The organism is bacterium (assembly GCA_035559435.1).
Classification (GTDB): Bacteria; Zixibacteria; MSB-5A5; order WJJR01; family WJJR01; genus JACQFV01.
Window position 1 is genome coordinate 21,153 of sequence record DATMBC010000054.1, and the last position, 15,653, is coordinate 36,805.

The 15,653-nt window shown below is 63.9% G+C and carries 16 protein-coding genes; 8 read left to right on the forward strand and 8 right to left on the reverse strand.

All coding sequences use genetic code 11. From position 1 onward, the window contains the following. Positions 1–12 precede the first annotated feature (12 nt). The 7 genes from VNN55_06115 (at position 13) to VNN55_06145 (ending at position 8,863) form a co-directional block, all read left to right on the forward strand. Positions 13–1,578, forward strand: a complete 1,566-nt coding sequence (locus tag VNN55_06115; protein ID HWO57123.1) for an ATP-grasp domain-containing protein — start codon at positions 13–15, stop codon at positions 1,576–1,578. Then, entirely contained in the window at positions 1,575–2,498 is a 924-nt protein-coding gene (locus tag VNN55_06120) for a CoA-binding protein (GenBank protein HWO57124.1), read from the forward strand. Before VNN55_06115 ends, VNN55_06120 begins: the two co-directional genes overlap by 4 nt. Positions 2,499–2,509: 11 nt before the next feature. Further along, positions 2,510–3,286 carry a citryl-CoA lyase gene (locus VNN55_06125; GenBank protein ID HWO57125.1) on the forward strand — a complete coding sequence of 259 codons (777 nt, stop codon included), beginning with the start codon at positions 2,510–2,512 and terminating at the stop codon, positions 3,284–3,286. Positions 3,287–3,389: 103 nt separating this feature from the next. Next, complete coding sequence (locus VNN55_06130) at positions 3,390–3,923, forward strand: phosphohydrolase (GenBank protein ID HWO57126.1); 534 nt, start codon at positions 3,390–3,392, stop codon at positions 3,921–3,923. A gap of 75 nt (positions 3,924–3,998) precedes the next feature. Then, positions 3,999–5,396 (forward strand): hypothetical protein, encoded by a 1,398-nt coding sequence (locus VNN55_06135; GenBank protein ID HWO57127.1) that lies wholly within the window; start codon positions 3,999–4,001, stop codon positions 5,394–5,396. 67 nt (positions 5,397–5,463) lie between these two features. Continuing rightward, the gene (lysF, locus tag VNN55_06140; protein ID HWO57128.1) at positions 5,464–7,398 is read left to right on the forward strand and encodes a homoaconitase; all 1,935 of its coding nucleotides are present in this window, start codon (positions 5,464–5,466) and stop codon (positions 7,396–7,398) included. Between the two features lie 346 nt (positions 7,399–7,744). Then, the gene (locus VNN55_06145) at positions 7,745–8,863 is read left to right on the forward strand and encodes an isocitrate/isopropylmalate dehydrogenase family protein (protein ID HWO57129.1); all 1,119 of its coding nucleotides are present in this window, start codon (positions 7,745–7,747) and stop codon (positions 8,861–8,863) included. A gap of 112 nt (positions 8,864–8,975) precedes the next feature. On the opposite strand, the gene VNN55_06150 is transcribed toward VNN55_06145, so the two are convergent. The 8 genes from VNN55_06150 to gatC all read right to left on the reverse strand — a co-directional run bounded on the left by VNN55_06150 (position 8,976) and on the right by gatC (position 15,004). Next, positions 8,976–9,179 (reverse strand): hypothetical protein, encoded by a 204-nt coding sequence (locus VNN55_06150; protein ID HWO57130.1) that lies wholly within the window; start codon positions 9,177–9,179, stop codon positions 8,976–8,978. Between the two features lie 13 nt (positions 9,180–9,192). Then, positions 9,193–9,735, reverse strand: a complete 543-nt coding sequence (lptC, locus tag VNN55_06155; GenBank protein HWO57131.1) for an LPS export ABC transporter periplasmic protein LptC — start codon at positions 9,733–9,735, stop codon at positions 9,193–9,195. Then, complete coding sequence (locus VNN55_06160; protein ID HWO57132.1) at positions 9,736–10,719, reverse strand: KpsF/GutQ family sugar-phosphate isomerase; 984 nt, start codon at positions 10,717–10,719, stop codon at positions 9,736–9,738. Next, the gene (locus VNN55_06165; protein ID HWO57133.1) at positions 10,716–11,282 is read right to left on the reverse strand and encodes a hypothetical protein; all 567 of its coding nucleotides are present in this window, start codon (positions 11,280–11,282) and stop codon (positions 10,716–10,718) included. The genes VNN55_06160 and VNN55_06165 overlap by 4 nt, the downstream gene beginning before the upstream one ends. After that, on the reverse strand, positions 11,275–12,132 hold the full coding sequence (gene kdsA / locus VNN55_06170; GenBank protein ID HWO57134.1) for a 3-deoxy-8-phosphooctulonate synthase: 858 nt from the start codon (positions 12,130–12,132) through the stop codon (positions 11,275–11,277). Before kdsA ends, VNN55_06165 begins: the two co-directional genes overlap by 8 nt. Positions 12,133–12,222: 90 nt before the next feature. Then, the gene (locus VNN55_06175) at positions 12,223–13,884 is read right to left on the reverse strand and encodes a CTP synthase (protein HWO57135.1); all 1,662 of its coding nucleotides are present in this window, start codon (positions 13,882–13,884) and stop codon (positions 12,223–12,225) included. A gap of 26 nt (positions 13,885–13,910) precedes the next feature. Next, the gene (locus VNN55_06180) at positions 13,911–14,660 is read right to left on the reverse strand and encodes a 3-deoxy-manno-octulosonate cytidylyltransferase (GenBank protein HWO57136.1); all 750 of its coding nucleotides are present in this window, start codon (positions 14,658–14,660) and stop codon (positions 13,911–13,913) included. Positions 14,661–14,710: 50 nt separating this feature from the next. Then, positions 14,711–15,004: an Asp-tRNA(Asn)/Glu-tRNA(Gln) amidotransferase subunit GatC gene (gene gatC / locus VNN55_06185; GenBank protein ID HWO57137.1), complete on the reverse strand. Its 294-nt coding sequence runs from the start codon at positions 15,002–15,004 to the stop codon at positions 14,711–14,713. 151 nt (positions 15,005–15,155) lie between these two features. Here gatC and VNN55_06190 point away from each other — a divergent pair, with 151 nt between their 5' ends. Further along, positions 15,156–15,650, forward strand: a complete 495-nt coding sequence (locus VNN55_06190; protein HWO57138.1) for a GNAT family N-acetyltransferase — start codon at positions 15,156–15,158, stop codon at positions 15,648–15,650. The last annotated feature ends 3 nt before the right edge of the window (positions 15,651–15,653 follow it).

Genomic DNA, 15,653 nt, shown 5'->3' on the forward strand with positions numbered 1-15,653 from the left:
GACCCTACCGACATGGCGCGATTACACGAATACCAGGGTAAGGCGTTGTTTCAAAAGGCCGGGTTCGCCATCCCCAAAGGGACGGTCGTCCGTGATCCGTCTGAAATCGATTCTGCCCTGGCACAGTCGGGTTTGCCGGCGGTGATCAAGGCGCAGGCCTGGACCACCTCGCGGGCCGCCCAGGGGGCGATCGCCTTCGCCAACAGCGCCGAAGAAGCGAAAGCCGCGGTGACCCGGATGTTGGCGCTTAAGATCGCCGGCTTCGATGTCAACGAGGTTCTGGTCGAAGAGAAGGTTGACATTGCCCGCGAATTCTACGCGGGGATAGTGGTCGACGACGCCAACAAGACCCCGGTGGTGATCTTCTCATCGGTCGGCGGCTCGGGCATTGAAGAGCTGGCCCGCAAGTATCCCAGGAACGTTTCGCGCACGCCGATCGATGTGCGATTCGGGCTGCGCGAGTTCGAAGCGCGTGACGCGGTGCGTCGAACCGGCGTTTCCGGTACGCTGCAGTCGGAGTTGGCCAGGGCGCTGGTGATGCTCTGGAAGGTGGCGCGCCAATGGGAGGCGCGTTCGGCCGAGATCAATCCGCTGGTGCTGAAGACCGACGGCAAGCTGGTGGCCTGCGACAGCCGCATCACGGTTGATGACAACGCGGTCTTTCGTCATCCCGAACTGGGCATCGAGATCGCCCGTGAATTCGGCCGTCCGCCGACCGAACTGGACAAGATCGCCTGGACGGTGGAGCGCGACGACTACCGCGGCACGTTTTACTTCATCGAGATGGCGCGCGGGTACAAACGCGGCGAGGGATATATCGGCTTTCATGGCGCCGGCGGCGGCGGATCGATGATGTCGATGGATGCCCTGGTTAAGCGCGGTTACAAGATCGCCAATTTTACCGACACCTCCGGCAACCCCCCGGCCTCAAAGGTGTATCGCGCCGCCAAGATCATCCTCAGTCAGCCCAACATCGACGCCTATTTCGGCTCCGGATCGGGAGTGGCCTCGCAGGAGCAGTTCCACTCGGCCCGTGGCCTGGTCAAGGCCTTCTGGGAGGAGAAACTGTCCATCCCCGCGGTTATCCGCCTGGGCGGGAACGGCGAGGATGAGGCGGTGCGCATCCTGACGGAGTACACGAAGGGACTGCCGGCGCCGGTGGAGGGCTACAAGAAGGACGACACCGCCGACTTTTGCGCCGAGCGGCTGACAGCGCTGTTGGCCCAGGTCAGGGACAAGACCGCCAGGCGGGTTCTGGCGGTGCCATCGGCGCCGACGATGCCGGCGAAAGAACCATACAAGTTCGAGACGCCGACCGGATCGATCACCTTCGATCATGCGGTCTGCCGCACCTGCGACTCGAAGACCTGCATCCACACCTGTGTGCCGCAGATTCTGAAGGAAGAAAACGGGGTGGCGGTGCTCAACATCAGCCGCGAGGACGCCAAGGCGGGCAAGTGCATCGAATGCCTCGCCTGCGAGGTGGAGTGCCGAATCGGCGGCGCCGGCGGCGGACAGGTCCACCTGCCGATCGCGGGCCTGGACGAATACCGCCAGAAAGCGATGGCGCAGGCATGAGCATCCTGGTCGACGAAACCAAGAAGGTCATTGTGCAAGGTATCACCGGGCGCGAGGGCATGGCGCGCACCAAGTTGATGCAGCGTTATGGCACCCGAGTGGTCGCCGGTTGCACTCCCGGCAAGGGGGGCGAGGATGTCCTCGGCGTGCCGGTCTACGACACGGTGATGGAAGGGGTCGAAAAGTGCGGCGGGCTGGATGTCTCAGTGATCTTCGTGCCGGCGCCGCTGGTCAAGAACGCCGCCTTGGAGGCGATTGCCGCCGGGATCAAACTGCTGGTGATCGTGCCCGACCGTGTGCCGATCTACGACGTCCTCGAAATCGCCGCCGCGGCGCGTGAGACGGGGGCGCGGTTTGTCGGACCAAACACGCTGGGACTGCTGTCCCCCGGCAAGGCGGTCTTCGGCATGATGGGCGGCTCGGCGGCGGCGGCCAAGGATTGGTTTCTGCCGGGACGGGTCGGGGTGGCATCGCGTTCGGGCGGGATCACCTCATCGATTGCCTACTACCTCTCCCGCGCCGGCATCGGACTTTCGACCATTGTGCATGTGGGCGGGGATGCCATCGTGGGCACCGATCTGCCGGCGGTCATGGAACTTTTCCAGGACGATCCCGACACCGATGCGATGGCGATGTTCGGCGAGATTGGCTCGTCGCAGGAGGAGCGGGTCGCCGACCTGATCGCGTCCGGACGGGTCACCAAGCCGTTGGTGGCCTACATCGGCGGACGCGGGGCGCAGTCGGGGACACGCTTCTCGCACGCCGGCGCGATCATCGAAGGGGACCGGGGAACGTACGAAGGCAAAGTGAAACGGCTGCGCGCAGTCGGCGCGGTGGTGGTCGACAACTTCGGCGACATTCCCGACGCGGTCAAGTCGGTCATCCGTCCGATGGAGACCGGCAAGATCACGGTCGGGTAGAGGAACAGATCATGGGCGACAATCACTGGACATCGGCGATCACCGAGATCGGGCCGAATATCATCCGTCTGCGCGGCTACCCGGTCGAAGAGTTGATGGGGAACGTGGGTTTCGCCGAGGCGATCCACCTGGCGTTGCAGGGCGAACTGCCCGATCCGGCCACCGGCAAGCTGCTCAACGCGATCTTTGTCTCCTCGATCGATCACGGGACATCGCCGCCCTCGGTTCTGGCCACGCTCACGGTCGCCTCGACCGGGGCGCCCCTCGGCTCGGCGGTGGCCGCCGGGATTCTGGCGATCTCGCGCTACCATGGCGGGGCGATCGAGGACTGCATGAAGGCGCTCAACGAGGCGATCGGGTTTACCCGCAAGGATGGCCTCTCCCCCGCCGAGGCCGCGGCGCGCGTGCTGGATATGTTCAAGGCGAAAAACCAGCGTGTCTCGGGCTTTGGGCACCGACTGCACACCAAGGACCCGCGCACGACGCGTCTGCTGTCGATGTGCGACGAACTGGGCAAGACCGGCGACGGGGTGCGGATGGCGCGCGCCTTTGAGGAGAACTTCGCCCGCGCGGGCAAGCCATTGCCGCTGAATGTGGATGGCGCCATCGCCGCGGTCTTAATCGACCTGGGCATTGCGCCGGGAATGGCCAACGCCTTTTTCATGATCGCGCGCCTGCCGGGGCTGGTCGCGCACGCCCACGAGGAGCGGACGCGCTACAAGCCGATGCGGGTGGTCGATCCGAAGGACACCGGTTACGACGGGCCGCCGTTGCGGCATTTGCCTTAAGAATTGTTTCGGGAGGGCGAGGCCCCCGCCGCGCCTGCTCTTCCGCCGATCAGACAAAAAACAGGCTTGGCGAACGCCTCGCCCTTCCAGGAGCGGAGACGGAATGCGGGACGAAATTCTGAAGATCTTCCCGGAGATCAACGAGATCAAGGACGCCGGGCTGCGGGAGAAGACGGTGAACTCGTGGGTGGCGGCGATGAAGAAGAGCACGTTGTCGCTGGATGATCTGCGGACGATGCCATTTACCCTGCTGGTGTCGGGGGTCAATGTGACCTTTGTCGAGCATGTGCGCACGGTGACGAAGATGTGCATCGCCTGCTGGGATGTGCTCAAGGCCGCCTACGGCGACCGGTGCAACGTTGACCGCGACGTCATGATCGCCGGGGCGATGCTGGCCGACGTCGGCAAAGTGCTCGAGTTCACCAAAAAGGATGGGCAGTTTGTCAAAAGCGAGCATGGCAAACTCCTGCGTCATCCGTTCTCCGGGGTCGGCATCGCCTGGGAGCAGGGGCTGCCGGAATCGGTCATCCATGTGATCGCGATGCACTCGAAGGAAGCGGCCGGCGGCAAGCGCACGCCCGAAGGGATTGTGCTGCACCATGCCGACTTCATCGATTTTGAGTTGGTGGGCGGATAGCGCTCATCGTACCGTACCACCGTGGACCATTCGGAACGGAATCGGCGGCTGGCCCTGTGGATCGCGGGGTCAGCCGTGTTGTTGTCGTTTGCGGCGGCGCTGCCGTTTGTGTTGGGGGCGCAGTTCCACGCCGATGACTTTCTGCTCTTGCCGCGTGAGCGTGTCGATTGGGTGACCGCGGTCGCCGGGTATCTGAGCCACCCTGATCCCGAAGCGGCGCACTACTACCGTCCCGGCTGCCGCATTGTGCAGCAGTCATTGCAAGCGCTGTTCGGCAGCGATCCGGTGGTGTTCCATGCCTGGAATCTGCTGCTGCATTTGGCGTCAGTGTATCTGCTCTACCGGCTGGCGCGTTCACTGACGGGCGACCGTCTGATTGCCGGAATCGCCGCCGCCATCTTCCTGGTACACCCCGCGCATGATGAACCGGTGATCTGGATCACGGGCATCAGCGGGTTGACCGAATCGCTCTGCCACCTGGCGGCGCTGGCGGCATTTGACGCTTATCTGCGCAAGGGGCAAAGGCGGCATGGCTGGCTTGTGCCGGTCCTCTTCCTCATCGCGCTTTTGCACAAGGAATCGGCCACCGCCATGCTGTTGACACTGCCACTTCTGTGGTGGTACCGCGGACACCCCGGGAAGCGTTCGTGGCCGATCGTCGCAGTGGCCGCGCTGGCGGCAGGCATGGCCGTGTGGCGGGGATTAATCGGGGTCGAATCGGCCGCCACGTGGGAGAGTCTGACCTTTCACCCGCTCGCCTGGGCGCGCAACATCATGTTCTACCTGGCGCAGCTCCTGCTGCCGGTGCGGTCGATCTTCCACGCAATCGGTTTTGACCGTTACTATCAGTGGCGCGATGCGCTGCCGGTGGTGCCGGGCGCGTGGGTTTACACGGCGGGGATTGTCCTGTTGGCGGCGGTGGCGGTGTGGGCGGGAGCGCGCCTGTGGCCGCATCTGCCACGCGCGGCGAGACTCGGACTCGGCCTGGCGCTGCTGGCAATTGCGCCCCTGCTGATATCGCGCTACACCGGATTGCGACTTTTGTACCTCTCCTCGGCCTTCCTGTCGCTTTCGCTGGCGGCGGTGATGGTGTGGCGGCGGGAGTGTCCGATCATGACCTGGCTCGCGGCCCTGTGGGTGGTGGCGATGTCAGTCTCGTGGGTGGAACGCGCGGTGGTCTGGCACGACGCTGGGCTCATGGCGCGTCAGGTGATGCTGGAAGCGGCCAAGGCGCGCAAGCACACGCCCGACCATACGGCCGCGGTGTATCTGGATGTGCCGCGCCGCCACCTGGGCGCGTTCGTGTTTCCAATTGGCTTTGAGGCCGCGGTGACCCACGACGCCCACACGGCGCCGGGGTCGGTGTTCGATTACGACAATCCACGGAGCGACACCACGCGGATCCCGGCCAGCCGGATGTGGTACGGCTGGAATGGGGCGCGGTTTGAGGAGGTGTCGGCGCCGGGCCGCTGACACGCTGCCCGGGGGCCGTTGCACCGGCGCCGCCGCGGTGATTATCATGCGGCGCACAGGAGGATGCATGGGACAGACATTGGTTGAAAAGATCGCGACCGCGCACGCGGTGGGACTGAAGCCGGGGCAGTTGGCGTATTCGGGGGACTTTATCACCATCCGTCCCAAGCATGTCATGACGCACGACAACACCAGCGCGGTGATGGGCAAGTTCAAGTCGATCGGCGCGACCCGTGTCGCCGACCCGCGCCAGCCGGTCTTCGCCATCGACCATGACATCCAGAACACAACGCCGGAGAACCTGGCCAAGTACGCCAAGATCGAGGAGTTCGCCAAAAAGCATGGCATCGACTTCTACCCGGCCGGCACCGGGATTAGCCACCAGGTGATGGTTGAGGAAGGGTATGTGACGCCGGGCTCCATGGTGGTGGGATCGGACTCGCATTCCAATCTCTACGGCGCGGCCTCGGCGCTGGGCACGCCGGTGGTGCGCACCGATGCCGCCTCGCTGTGGGCCACCGGGGTGACTTGGTGGCAGGTGCCCCCCATCGCCAAGGTGAAGTTGGTCGGGAAACTCCGGCCGGGTGTGGTCGGCAAGGATGTCATCATTGCGCTCTGTGGGCTGTTCAATCACGATGAGGTGCTCAATTTCGCCTGCGAGTTTGTCGGCGATGGGATCGCCGCGTTGTCGATGGATCAGCGGATGAGCATCGCCAACATGACGACCGAATGGGGCGCGCTGGCAGGCGTCTTCCCGTTTGACGCCGTCCTCCGCGACTACCTCTACGGCCGCGCTGACTATCTGGCCCGAAAGGGCACGCCGCGGCTGACGCGCGCGCAGGTCGATCAATGGTACAGCCATCCGCTCGAGGCCGACCCTGACGCGCATTATGATGTCGAGCTGACGCTCGACCTCGGCACGGTCATTCCGCATGTCTCGGGGCCGAATCATGTCAAGACGATGGCGGCGCTGCCGGAGATCGAGCCGAAGAAGGTGAAGATCGACAAGGCCTACCTACTCAGCTGCGTGAACGCGCGTCTGGAAGACCTCGGCGAAGCGGCGAAGGTCCTGCGCGGCCGCAAGGTTGCCGATGGCGTGAAGTTCTATGTCGCCGCGGCCTCGGCCAACATCCAGGCCGAAGCGGAGCGGCTGAGTTACTGGAAGACGCTGGTTGATGCCGGAGCGATAACGCTGCCGTCGGGGTGCGGGCCCTGCATCGGGCTGGGCACCGGCACGCTGGAGGCGGGCGAAGTGGGGATTTCCGCGACCAACCGCAATTTTCAGGGACGGATGGGACATCGCGATGCGCAGGTCTATCTCGCCAGCCCGGCGGTCGTAGCGGCTTCGGCGGCGGCGGGTTACATCGCCGCGCCGGAGGCCTTCGAGAATGTCAACGGCCGCTTCAGCATCGTGCAACGTGGCCGCGCCCGACGCGAGGCGCAGAAACTCGAAATCGTGCCCGGATTTCCGGCGCGTGTCTCCGGACGCCTTCTCTGGCTTCCGGTCGACAATCTCAACACCGACGGCATTTACTCCGGCAAGTTGACCTACCGCGACGATGTGACGCCGGAGGAGATGGCGATGGCGTCCTTTGAGAACTACGATCCGAACTTCAAGTCCATCGGACAAAAAGGCGATGTGGTCGTGGCCGGGCAGAATTTCGGCACCGGCTCTTCGCGCGAACAGGCTGCGACCTGCCTCATCCATCGCGGCATTCCCTGTGTGATTGCCTACTCGTTCTCGGAAACTTACAAGCGCAACGCCTTCAACAATGGCTTCGTCGTCTTTGAGTGCCCGGAATTGGTCGAGCATCTGCGCGCCAAGCACCGGGGCGCGACGGACAAGACGATCGTCTCCGGGACTATCGATATCGACTACCAGGCCTCGGTGATCACGTTTGATGGGCGTCGTTTCTCCTTCCCCGCGCTGTCGACGGTGGCGCAGGAACTGGTGGTGGCCGGCGGAGCGGAGGAGCTGGTCAAGCGGCGGCTGGCGGGGTGACCCGCAGTCGCGGGCAAGGGGCGTTCAGCCCCTTGTTCACGCTGAGTCCCCGCGCGATCGAAAAAAGACTGCTTCGTCGGCCCGATCCGCCGTGGGCGGATCGGGCCTCCTCGCAGTGACGATGGGAGATGGTTCTCGACCCATGCGCCCGGCACTGAGATTCGCAACTCGTAAATACCGATGCACCGTCATTGCGCGGTGGAGTCCGCCGCAGGCGGACGACGACGAAGCAATCTGTTTTGCCCGGCCGCCCAGATTCGGTTTCCTCCGGTCCGATTCCGCTTGAACCGGAACATGCCAATTCCGCATACTGGCCGCCGACCGGAAACACAAAGGAGAACGCGGAATGGCGAAATACAGGATCGCGTGGATGCCCGGAGACGGGGTTGGCAACGATGTGATGGATGCCTGTAAGATCGTGCTCGATGCCCTCAAGCTGGACGCCGAGTACATCCCCGCCGACATCGGCTGGGAGTTCTGGCGCAAGGAGGGCAACGCCCTCCCCGACCGGACATTGAAGGTCCTGGGCGAAACCCACTGCGCGCTCTTCGGTGCAATCACCTCCAAGCCCAAGGAAGAGGCCGAGGCCGAGCTGGTCCCGGAACTGAAAGGCAAGGGGTTGGTCTACCAGTCGCCGATTGTGAAACTGCGGCAGACCTTGAACTTGAAAACCAACCTGCGGCCCTGCAAGGCCTACCCCGGCAACCCGCTCAATTACCGCGACGACATCGATCTGGTGGTCTTCCGCGAGAACACCGAAGACCTGTACTCCGGTGTCGAGTTTCATCCGGTGCCCGACGAGGTGCGTCAGACGCTGGCCAAGCACAACAAGAACATGAAGAAGTTCGACCACGTGAAGGCGGAGGACCTGGCGATCTCCTGCCGCATCAACTCACGCGAGGCGTGCCGGTCGATTGTCACCGCCGCCTTCGATTATGCCAAGCAGTTCGGCTACAAGTCGGTCACGGTGGTGGAAAAGCCGAATGTGATCCGTGAAACCTCGGGGCTGTTTGTGCGCACCGCCCGCGAAGTGGCCAAGAACTACCCGGGCATCGAGCTGATCGAAACCAACATCGACGCCATGTGCATGTGGCTGATCAAGAATCCGCAGTCCTACGGCGTGTTGGTCGCCTCGAACATGTTTGGCGACATTATCTCCGATCTGTGCGCGCAATTGGTCGGTGGACTGGGGTTCGCTTCCTCGGGCAACATCGGCGACAAGTACGCGGTGTTCGAGCCCACGCACGGCTCGGCGCCGAAGTATGCGGGCCAGTACAAGGTCAACCCCATGGCGATGTTTCTCACCGCCAAGCTGATGCTCGATTGGCTGGGCGAGAAGGCCATGGCTGACAAGTTGGAAAAGGCCATCGCGGCGGTGATCAAGGAGGGCAAGGTCCGTACCTATGATATGGGCGGCAAGGACTCCACGCTTGACATGGCCAGGGCGGTGGCAGCGAAGCTGTAGAATCCAAGAGGGATGAACAGTGAAACGGGGCGGGTGGCAACACCCGCCCCGTTTGGCTTACCCGCGGATTACATTGCGGAGGTGAACAGGCCGACGCGGGATGATCTCGGCATCACCGGCTACTTTGCGCCGTAATGAAGCGGGCGTCTTCGCGCTGGATGTAACGGTCCAGGCAGGTCCGCAGAAAAGTGCGGAAACGGGTGCGGGCGGGATCGTGATTGACGAAGAGGTCCTCCGCCCGTCCGCTGCGCAGCGCGAGGATGGCAGAGATGCGCGTGGCGGGAAACGGCCCGCCGGTGTCGTGAGCCGGGACCATATCGGAATCTCAACTAAAGCGAATCGTCGAGCGCATCCGGCTCGCTGATGCGTCCGCTCACCTGACGGCGCAGCCGGATGCGTGTCAGCTCGGGATCGGAGGAGAATCCATATCCCTTCATCACATCCTGTCCGCGTGTGATGGTAACGAAACTGTCGGTGGTGATCAGGCGGTTGGCGTCATCCCAGGAGAGGTGCTGCGATTCGAGGGTGCGTCCATCGTCGGTGACAATTGTCACCCGACCAAAGCCCTCAAGCAGTCGCTGTTTTTCCCGCACCAACGCCGAGTCGGCCGTCAGTTTCGAAGTGTGTTTCCCCGCGCGGTTGAAGAAGTCGACATTGAGGTCGTACGCCCAGGCCGAGTCCTGGTCGCCCCAGGAGACGATCCGGCCGCTGTGGATGCGCGTGGTGACCACCGATTCGGTGAGAAACACGGTGGTGGCGTTGGTCGCCTCCGATGTCGGATAGGACCGCGCGCCGCCGGCGGGCGGCGGGACCTCCGGCTGGGTGCAGCCGGCCAGAAGCGCCGCCAGCAGACAGAGAAAGCGCATCCGCATCTAAACCGCCCCCGAAGAGAGAATGTCGTGCATGTGCAGGACACCCACGACGCGTCGGTCGTCATCCACGACCAACAGCACGGTGATCTTGGCGTCCTCCATGCGGGCCAGGGCGCTGACGGCCATTTCATCGGGTCCGACGGTCTTCGGGCCGGGGGTCATGACATCGGCGGCGCGCAGCGTGAAGAGGTCGCCGCGCCGTTCGATCTGGCGACGCAGGTCACCATCGGTGAAGATTCCCAGCAACCGTCCCTGACTGTTAAGGATGGCGGCGCAGCCAAGGCGTTTGCGGGTCATCTCGACCAGCAATTCCTTGAAGGGGGCGGTTTCGCCCACGGCGGGGATCGCCTCGCCGGAGTGCATCAGGTCGCCGACGGTCAAAAGCAAACGGCGCCCGAGGGCACCGCGCGGATGGAAGCGGGCAAAGTCGGCGGGGGTGATCCCGCGTTCGACCATCAACACCACCGCCAGCGCATCGCCCAGGGCGAGCGCCGCGGTGGTCGAACAGGTTGGCACCAGATTGTGCGGTTCGGCTTCGCCGGGCACACTGGCGTCGAGCACGATATCGGCGCGACGCGCCAGTTCGCCGGTGGGATTGCCGGAGATGAGGATGATCTTAATCCCCAGCCGCTTGAACGCCGGCAACAGGTCCCCGATCTCCTCCGATTCAGCCGACTTGGAGATGGCCAGCACGACATCGGACTCTGTCACCACACCCAAGTCACCGTGGCCCGCTTCGACGGGATGCAGGAAGAATGACGGCGTGCCGGTCGAGGAGAGCGTGGCGGCAATCTTCTGACCGATCAGTCCCGACTTCCCCATGCCGGTGACGATCACTCGCCCGGCGGCGGCGAAGATGAGGTCGATGGCCTGCTCGAAACGGTCATCGAGGCGCGCGGCAAGTCCGGAAACGCTGTCGGCTTCGCGTCGGAGCACATCGGCGGCCAGCGCCAGGCGCATGGAGGCGGCGGTCTTTGTCTTCATGGCTTCATCGGTTCTCCGGCGGCCAACACCTGGCGCGATCCTTGCGGTGTCCAGTCGAAGCCGCGCGCTTCCAGCAGCGCGTCGAGAGCGGCGCGCACGAATCCCTGCCCGCCGGCGCGTGGGATCACCCAGTCGGCCAGCGCGAGGATTTCGGGGTGGCCATCACAGGGGGCCACGCGCAAGCAGCGACGACGAAAGATCGGCCGATCGGGCAGATCGTCGCCGAGAAACATGATTTCGTCATCGGCGAGCTGATGCTGTCGTTTCAGCCGCTCATAGACCTCGGCCTTGTCGCGCACATCCTGATGGACTTCTTCAATGCGCAGATACTCGGCGCGGTGGCGTGTGGAGGCGTCGTTGTTGCCGGTGATGATCGCAAATCTCAATCCCGCCTTGTGGGCCATGAAAATCCCGACGCCATCGGGCACCCAGAAACACTTCAGCCGTTCGCCGGATGCCGACACCCAGACCCGGTTGTCGGTGAGCACGCCATCGAAATCGAGCATCACCATCTTGATGCGGGCCAGACGCGCGCGGCCGGGTTTGCGGCTGGGCTTAGGCATGAGCGCTCGCGGCGGTGAGGGATTCGACCCCGGCGATCGCATCGACGGCGGCGAAGAGTTCGTCGATGCGTTCCAGCGGCCATTGGGTTTCACGGTCGCTTTTGGCGCTGTCCGGATCGGGATGCACTTCGCAGAAGATGGCGTCAATGCCGACCGCGACCGCCGCGCGCAGAAGCGGCAGGAGGAACTCGCGCCGTCCGCCCGAAGCGCCCCCCGCCGAACCGGGCGTTTGCACCGAGTGCGAGGCGTCGTAGCAGACTGGGAAGCCCGCCGCGCGCATGGTCGGCAACGAGCGGAAATCGACGATCAGGTCGCCGTAGCCGTGTGTGCTGCCACGTTCGGTCAGCATCACCTTGGAGTTGCCGGCCTGCGCCGCCTTGTCGGCGATGTGGGCCATGTCCGCCGGAGCGAGAAACTGACCTTTTTTGATGTTGATCGGCTTGCCCGTCTTCGCGGCCGCGACGACCAAATCGGTCTGGCGGCAGAGGAAGGCGGGAATCTGAATCAAGTCAATCACGGACGCGGCCAGGGCAGCCTCCGCCGGGGTGTGGACATCGGTGGTCACCGGCAATCCGGTGCGCGCGCGCACTTTTTCGAGGATGCGCAACCCCTCCTCGATCCCGGGCCCCTGATAGGAGTCGCCGCGCAGGCGATTGGCCTTTGTATAGGAGCTCTTGAAGACGATCTGACGGCTGTCGCGTTCGGCGATGACCGCCAGTTTGTCGGCCACGGTCAGCGCCAGCGCTTCGGACTCCAGCACGCAGGGGCCGAGAATCCAGAGCATGGTCCCGCGGCCCACGGCCAAGGAGCCAATTTCAAAGGCGTGAACAATCTGCACCGGTGGTGACATTTCGTGGCCCTTCGTCGACGGCATGGAGGGGCAATATAAACGAAAACGGGCGATGGAGGGTACCTCCATCGCCCGTTTTGCGCGACGCCGTCAGGCGGATCGTTGCTCCACAATCGACTCGGTCTGGCGCGACTGGCGGAAGCGGACCGCCGCGGCGACGAAGTCGCGGTAGAGCGGATGCGGGTTGGTCGGGCGCGACTTCAGTTCGGGATGGAACTGGACGCCGACGAACCACGGGTGCTTGGGGATTTCGACGATTTCCACCAGCGTGCCATCGGGCGAGAGACCGGCGGGGATCATCCCGGCGCCGAAGATCTGGTCGCGGTAGCCGTTGTTGAATTCATAGCGGTGGCGGTGGCGTTCGGAAATCTGCGTGACGCCGTAGGCCCTGTGGGAGTTGGTCCCCTCGGCCACGACGCAGGGATAGGCGCCCAGACGCATGGTGCCGCCCATGTTGGTCACTTCGCGCTGTTCGGAAAGCAGCGTGATAACCGGGTGCGGCGCCTCGCGGTTGAATTCGGAGGACTGCGCTCCCTCCAGGCCGCAGACGTTGCGGGCGAACTCGATCACGGCGCACTGCATGCCGAGGCAGATGCCGAAAAACGGGATGCCATGCTGGCGGACAAAGCGGATCGACTCGATTTTCCCTTCCACGCCTCGCTCGCCGAACCCGCCGGGGATGAGCAAGCCATCGACGTTGTCAAGGTACTGCTCGGCGCCGTGCTTCTTGATGTTCTCCGAGGAAACCCACACCAGCTCGACATGGGCGTCGTTGGCGACACCGGCATGCACGAACGATTCGATGATCGACTTGTAAGCGTCCTTCAGGGACACGTACTTGCCGCAGATCGCGATGCGTACATGATGCTTTGGGTTGGTGATGGTCTGGACGATCTTGCGCCAGTCGTCCAGCTGCGGCGGCGGCGGAGCCAAGTTGAGGAAGCGACAAACGAGATCATCGACGCCCTGCTCATGGAACAGGAGCGGAACCTTGTAGACCGAATCGACATCGACCGCGGAGAAGACCGCGCTGGCGGGCATATTGCAGAACAGGCCGATTTTGGCGCGGATTTCCTCGGAGAGTTCCTGTTGAGTGCGGCAAAGCAGGATGTGCGGCTGGATCCCGATCTCGCGCAGGGCCTTGACCGAGTGCTGCGTGGGCTTGGTCTTCGGTTCGCCGGCGGTGTCGATGTAGGGCACCAGCGTCAGGTGGATATAGAGCGTGTGGCCAGGCGGACTTTCCAGCCCCATCTGACGGATTGCTTCGAGGAAGGGCTGTGATTCGATGTCGCCGACGGTCCCGCCGATTTCGGTGATCACCACATCGAGGGCGCCGTCGCGCTTCTCGATCCGGCGAATTCGCGATTTGATCTCGTTGGTGACATGCGGGATGACCTGGACAGTGGCGCCGAGGTAATCGCCGCGCCGCTCGCGCGAGATGATGGTTTCGTAGACTTGCCCGGTGGTGACATTGCTCTGGCGGGTGAGGTTCTCATCGAGGAACCGCTCGTAGTGGCCCAGATCGAGGTCGGTCTCGGCGCCGTCATCGAGGACAAACACCTCGCCGTGCTGGAAGGGGTTCATCGTGCCGGGGTCGACATTAAGGTAGGGGTCGAACTTTTGCATTCCGACGCGCAAGCCGCGCCGCTTGAGCAACAGCCCCAGCGAGGCGGCGGCGATGCCTTTTCCCAGGGAGGAGACCACGCCGCCGGTGACGAAAATATGCCGTGTTTGACTGACCACTGCGTCCATTGCTCCACCCCTCCTCTATTGTATTCTCATCGGCCGTGTCCGAGCCATTTCTCCAACGCGCTGGCGTCCTCCGGCGTGTCCACCCCGTGGGTGCGGGTCCGGCAGAGGCCAACCGCGATCGGGACATCGTGTTCGAGCAGTCGCAACTGCTCGAGCCGCTCGCGTTTTTCCAGCGGCGTCCGGGGCCAGCCGGCAAATCGCAACAGCATCGGCCGCTCAAAGGCGTAGGCGCCCAGATGCAGCCAGAAGGGCTCGGTCCCGTTAGTTGCGTGGGGGATCGGTGCCCGCGAAAAGTACAACGCCCGTCCCGAACGTGAAAGCACAACTTTGACGCGGTTGGGATTTTCTGCGTGCGCGGGGTCCAGCGTGCGCGCCAGTGTCGCCACCGGACAATCGGCGTGGCGTTCGAGGGCCTCGACCAGCAGATCGATCGGACGCCCGTCGGGGGTCCACTCGTCGCCCTGCCAATTGATGATCCAAAGTGCCCGCAGGCGGCGTGAAACATAGGCGGCGCGATCGGAGCCGGAGGCCAGTGACTTCGGGGTGATAACCGCTTCGATTCCCGCCGCTTCGGCGCAGCGGGCAATGCGTCGGTCATCGGTGGCCACCAGCCAGCGTTTCACGCGCCGGGAACGGCGGCAGCCGACAATCACCCGCTCCAGCAATGGCACACCTGCGATGGGCGTCAAAATCTTGCCGGGAAAGCGGGTCGAGCCCCAGCGCGCCGGGATGATGCCGACGCAATCCCCTGGGGCGATGCGGCGCTTGTGGGTCATGACGAATGACTCCGCCGGGGGATGGCTTGACTGAACGCAATCGAAGCGTTCTATCCGATGACTTTGGGGACCCGGAAGAAGCCGTCCTCAGGCTCGGGGGCGCCGGAAAGCGCGGACTCCCTTGGCAGACTGGGACGGATCACATCGTCACGGAGCGCCTCGGCGTCGGGCACAAGCGGCAGGACGGCGCGGGCCTCGGCGGCGGCATCGCGCACTTCGGCGAGCTGGTCCATGTAGGCGGAGATGCGGGCCAGATCGCGTCCGAATCGCTCCAATTCCGCGTCGGTCAACTCCAACCGCGCCAACTTCGCCGTATGGGCCACTTCCTCACGGGTGATTGCCATGCCGTCGCTTCTGCCCTTCCGTCCTGATCCTCCGGGAATCCATAGAAGTGATGCGGGGCCGTGGTTGTCAATTCGGAAAAGGACGGCGGCCCGCAGATTGGGTGTTGTTTGCCCGCGCGCGCGGCATTTACTTTCACAAATGGCAACCACGATGGCAAGACCGACGTTGCGCGACCGTCTGCGTCGCGTCTTATCCACATCCGAACACGGCGTGCGTTTGGCGGAAGCCCGAGACGCGGCCGCAATCAGCCGCCTGTTGCAGACGCTGGCGGCGCAGGAATGGGATGTCACGCCCGAGGATCTGGCCGCATCGGTCGAGGGCGCGCTGGCGCGTCCGGACAATGTCATGTTCGTGTTGCGCGACGACACCGACGGCGCGGCGAAGGGCATGGCGGTGATCCATGTGCTGCCGGCGCTGGCCGAAGGAGGGCGGCAGATCTACATCGATGATCTGGTCGTGACACCCGAAGCGTGGGAGCAGGGACTCGGCGGACGGCTGATGCGGGCGATTGTCGGCATCGGCGAGGCGATCGACGCGTCGTTGATCTTCCTCCACGCGCGCCCCTCGAACGCGGAGGCGAAGCGGCTCTACGAGAGCGCCGGCTTCAAGGCCGTCGACGATGTCGTCTATCAACTCGAAGATTAGCGC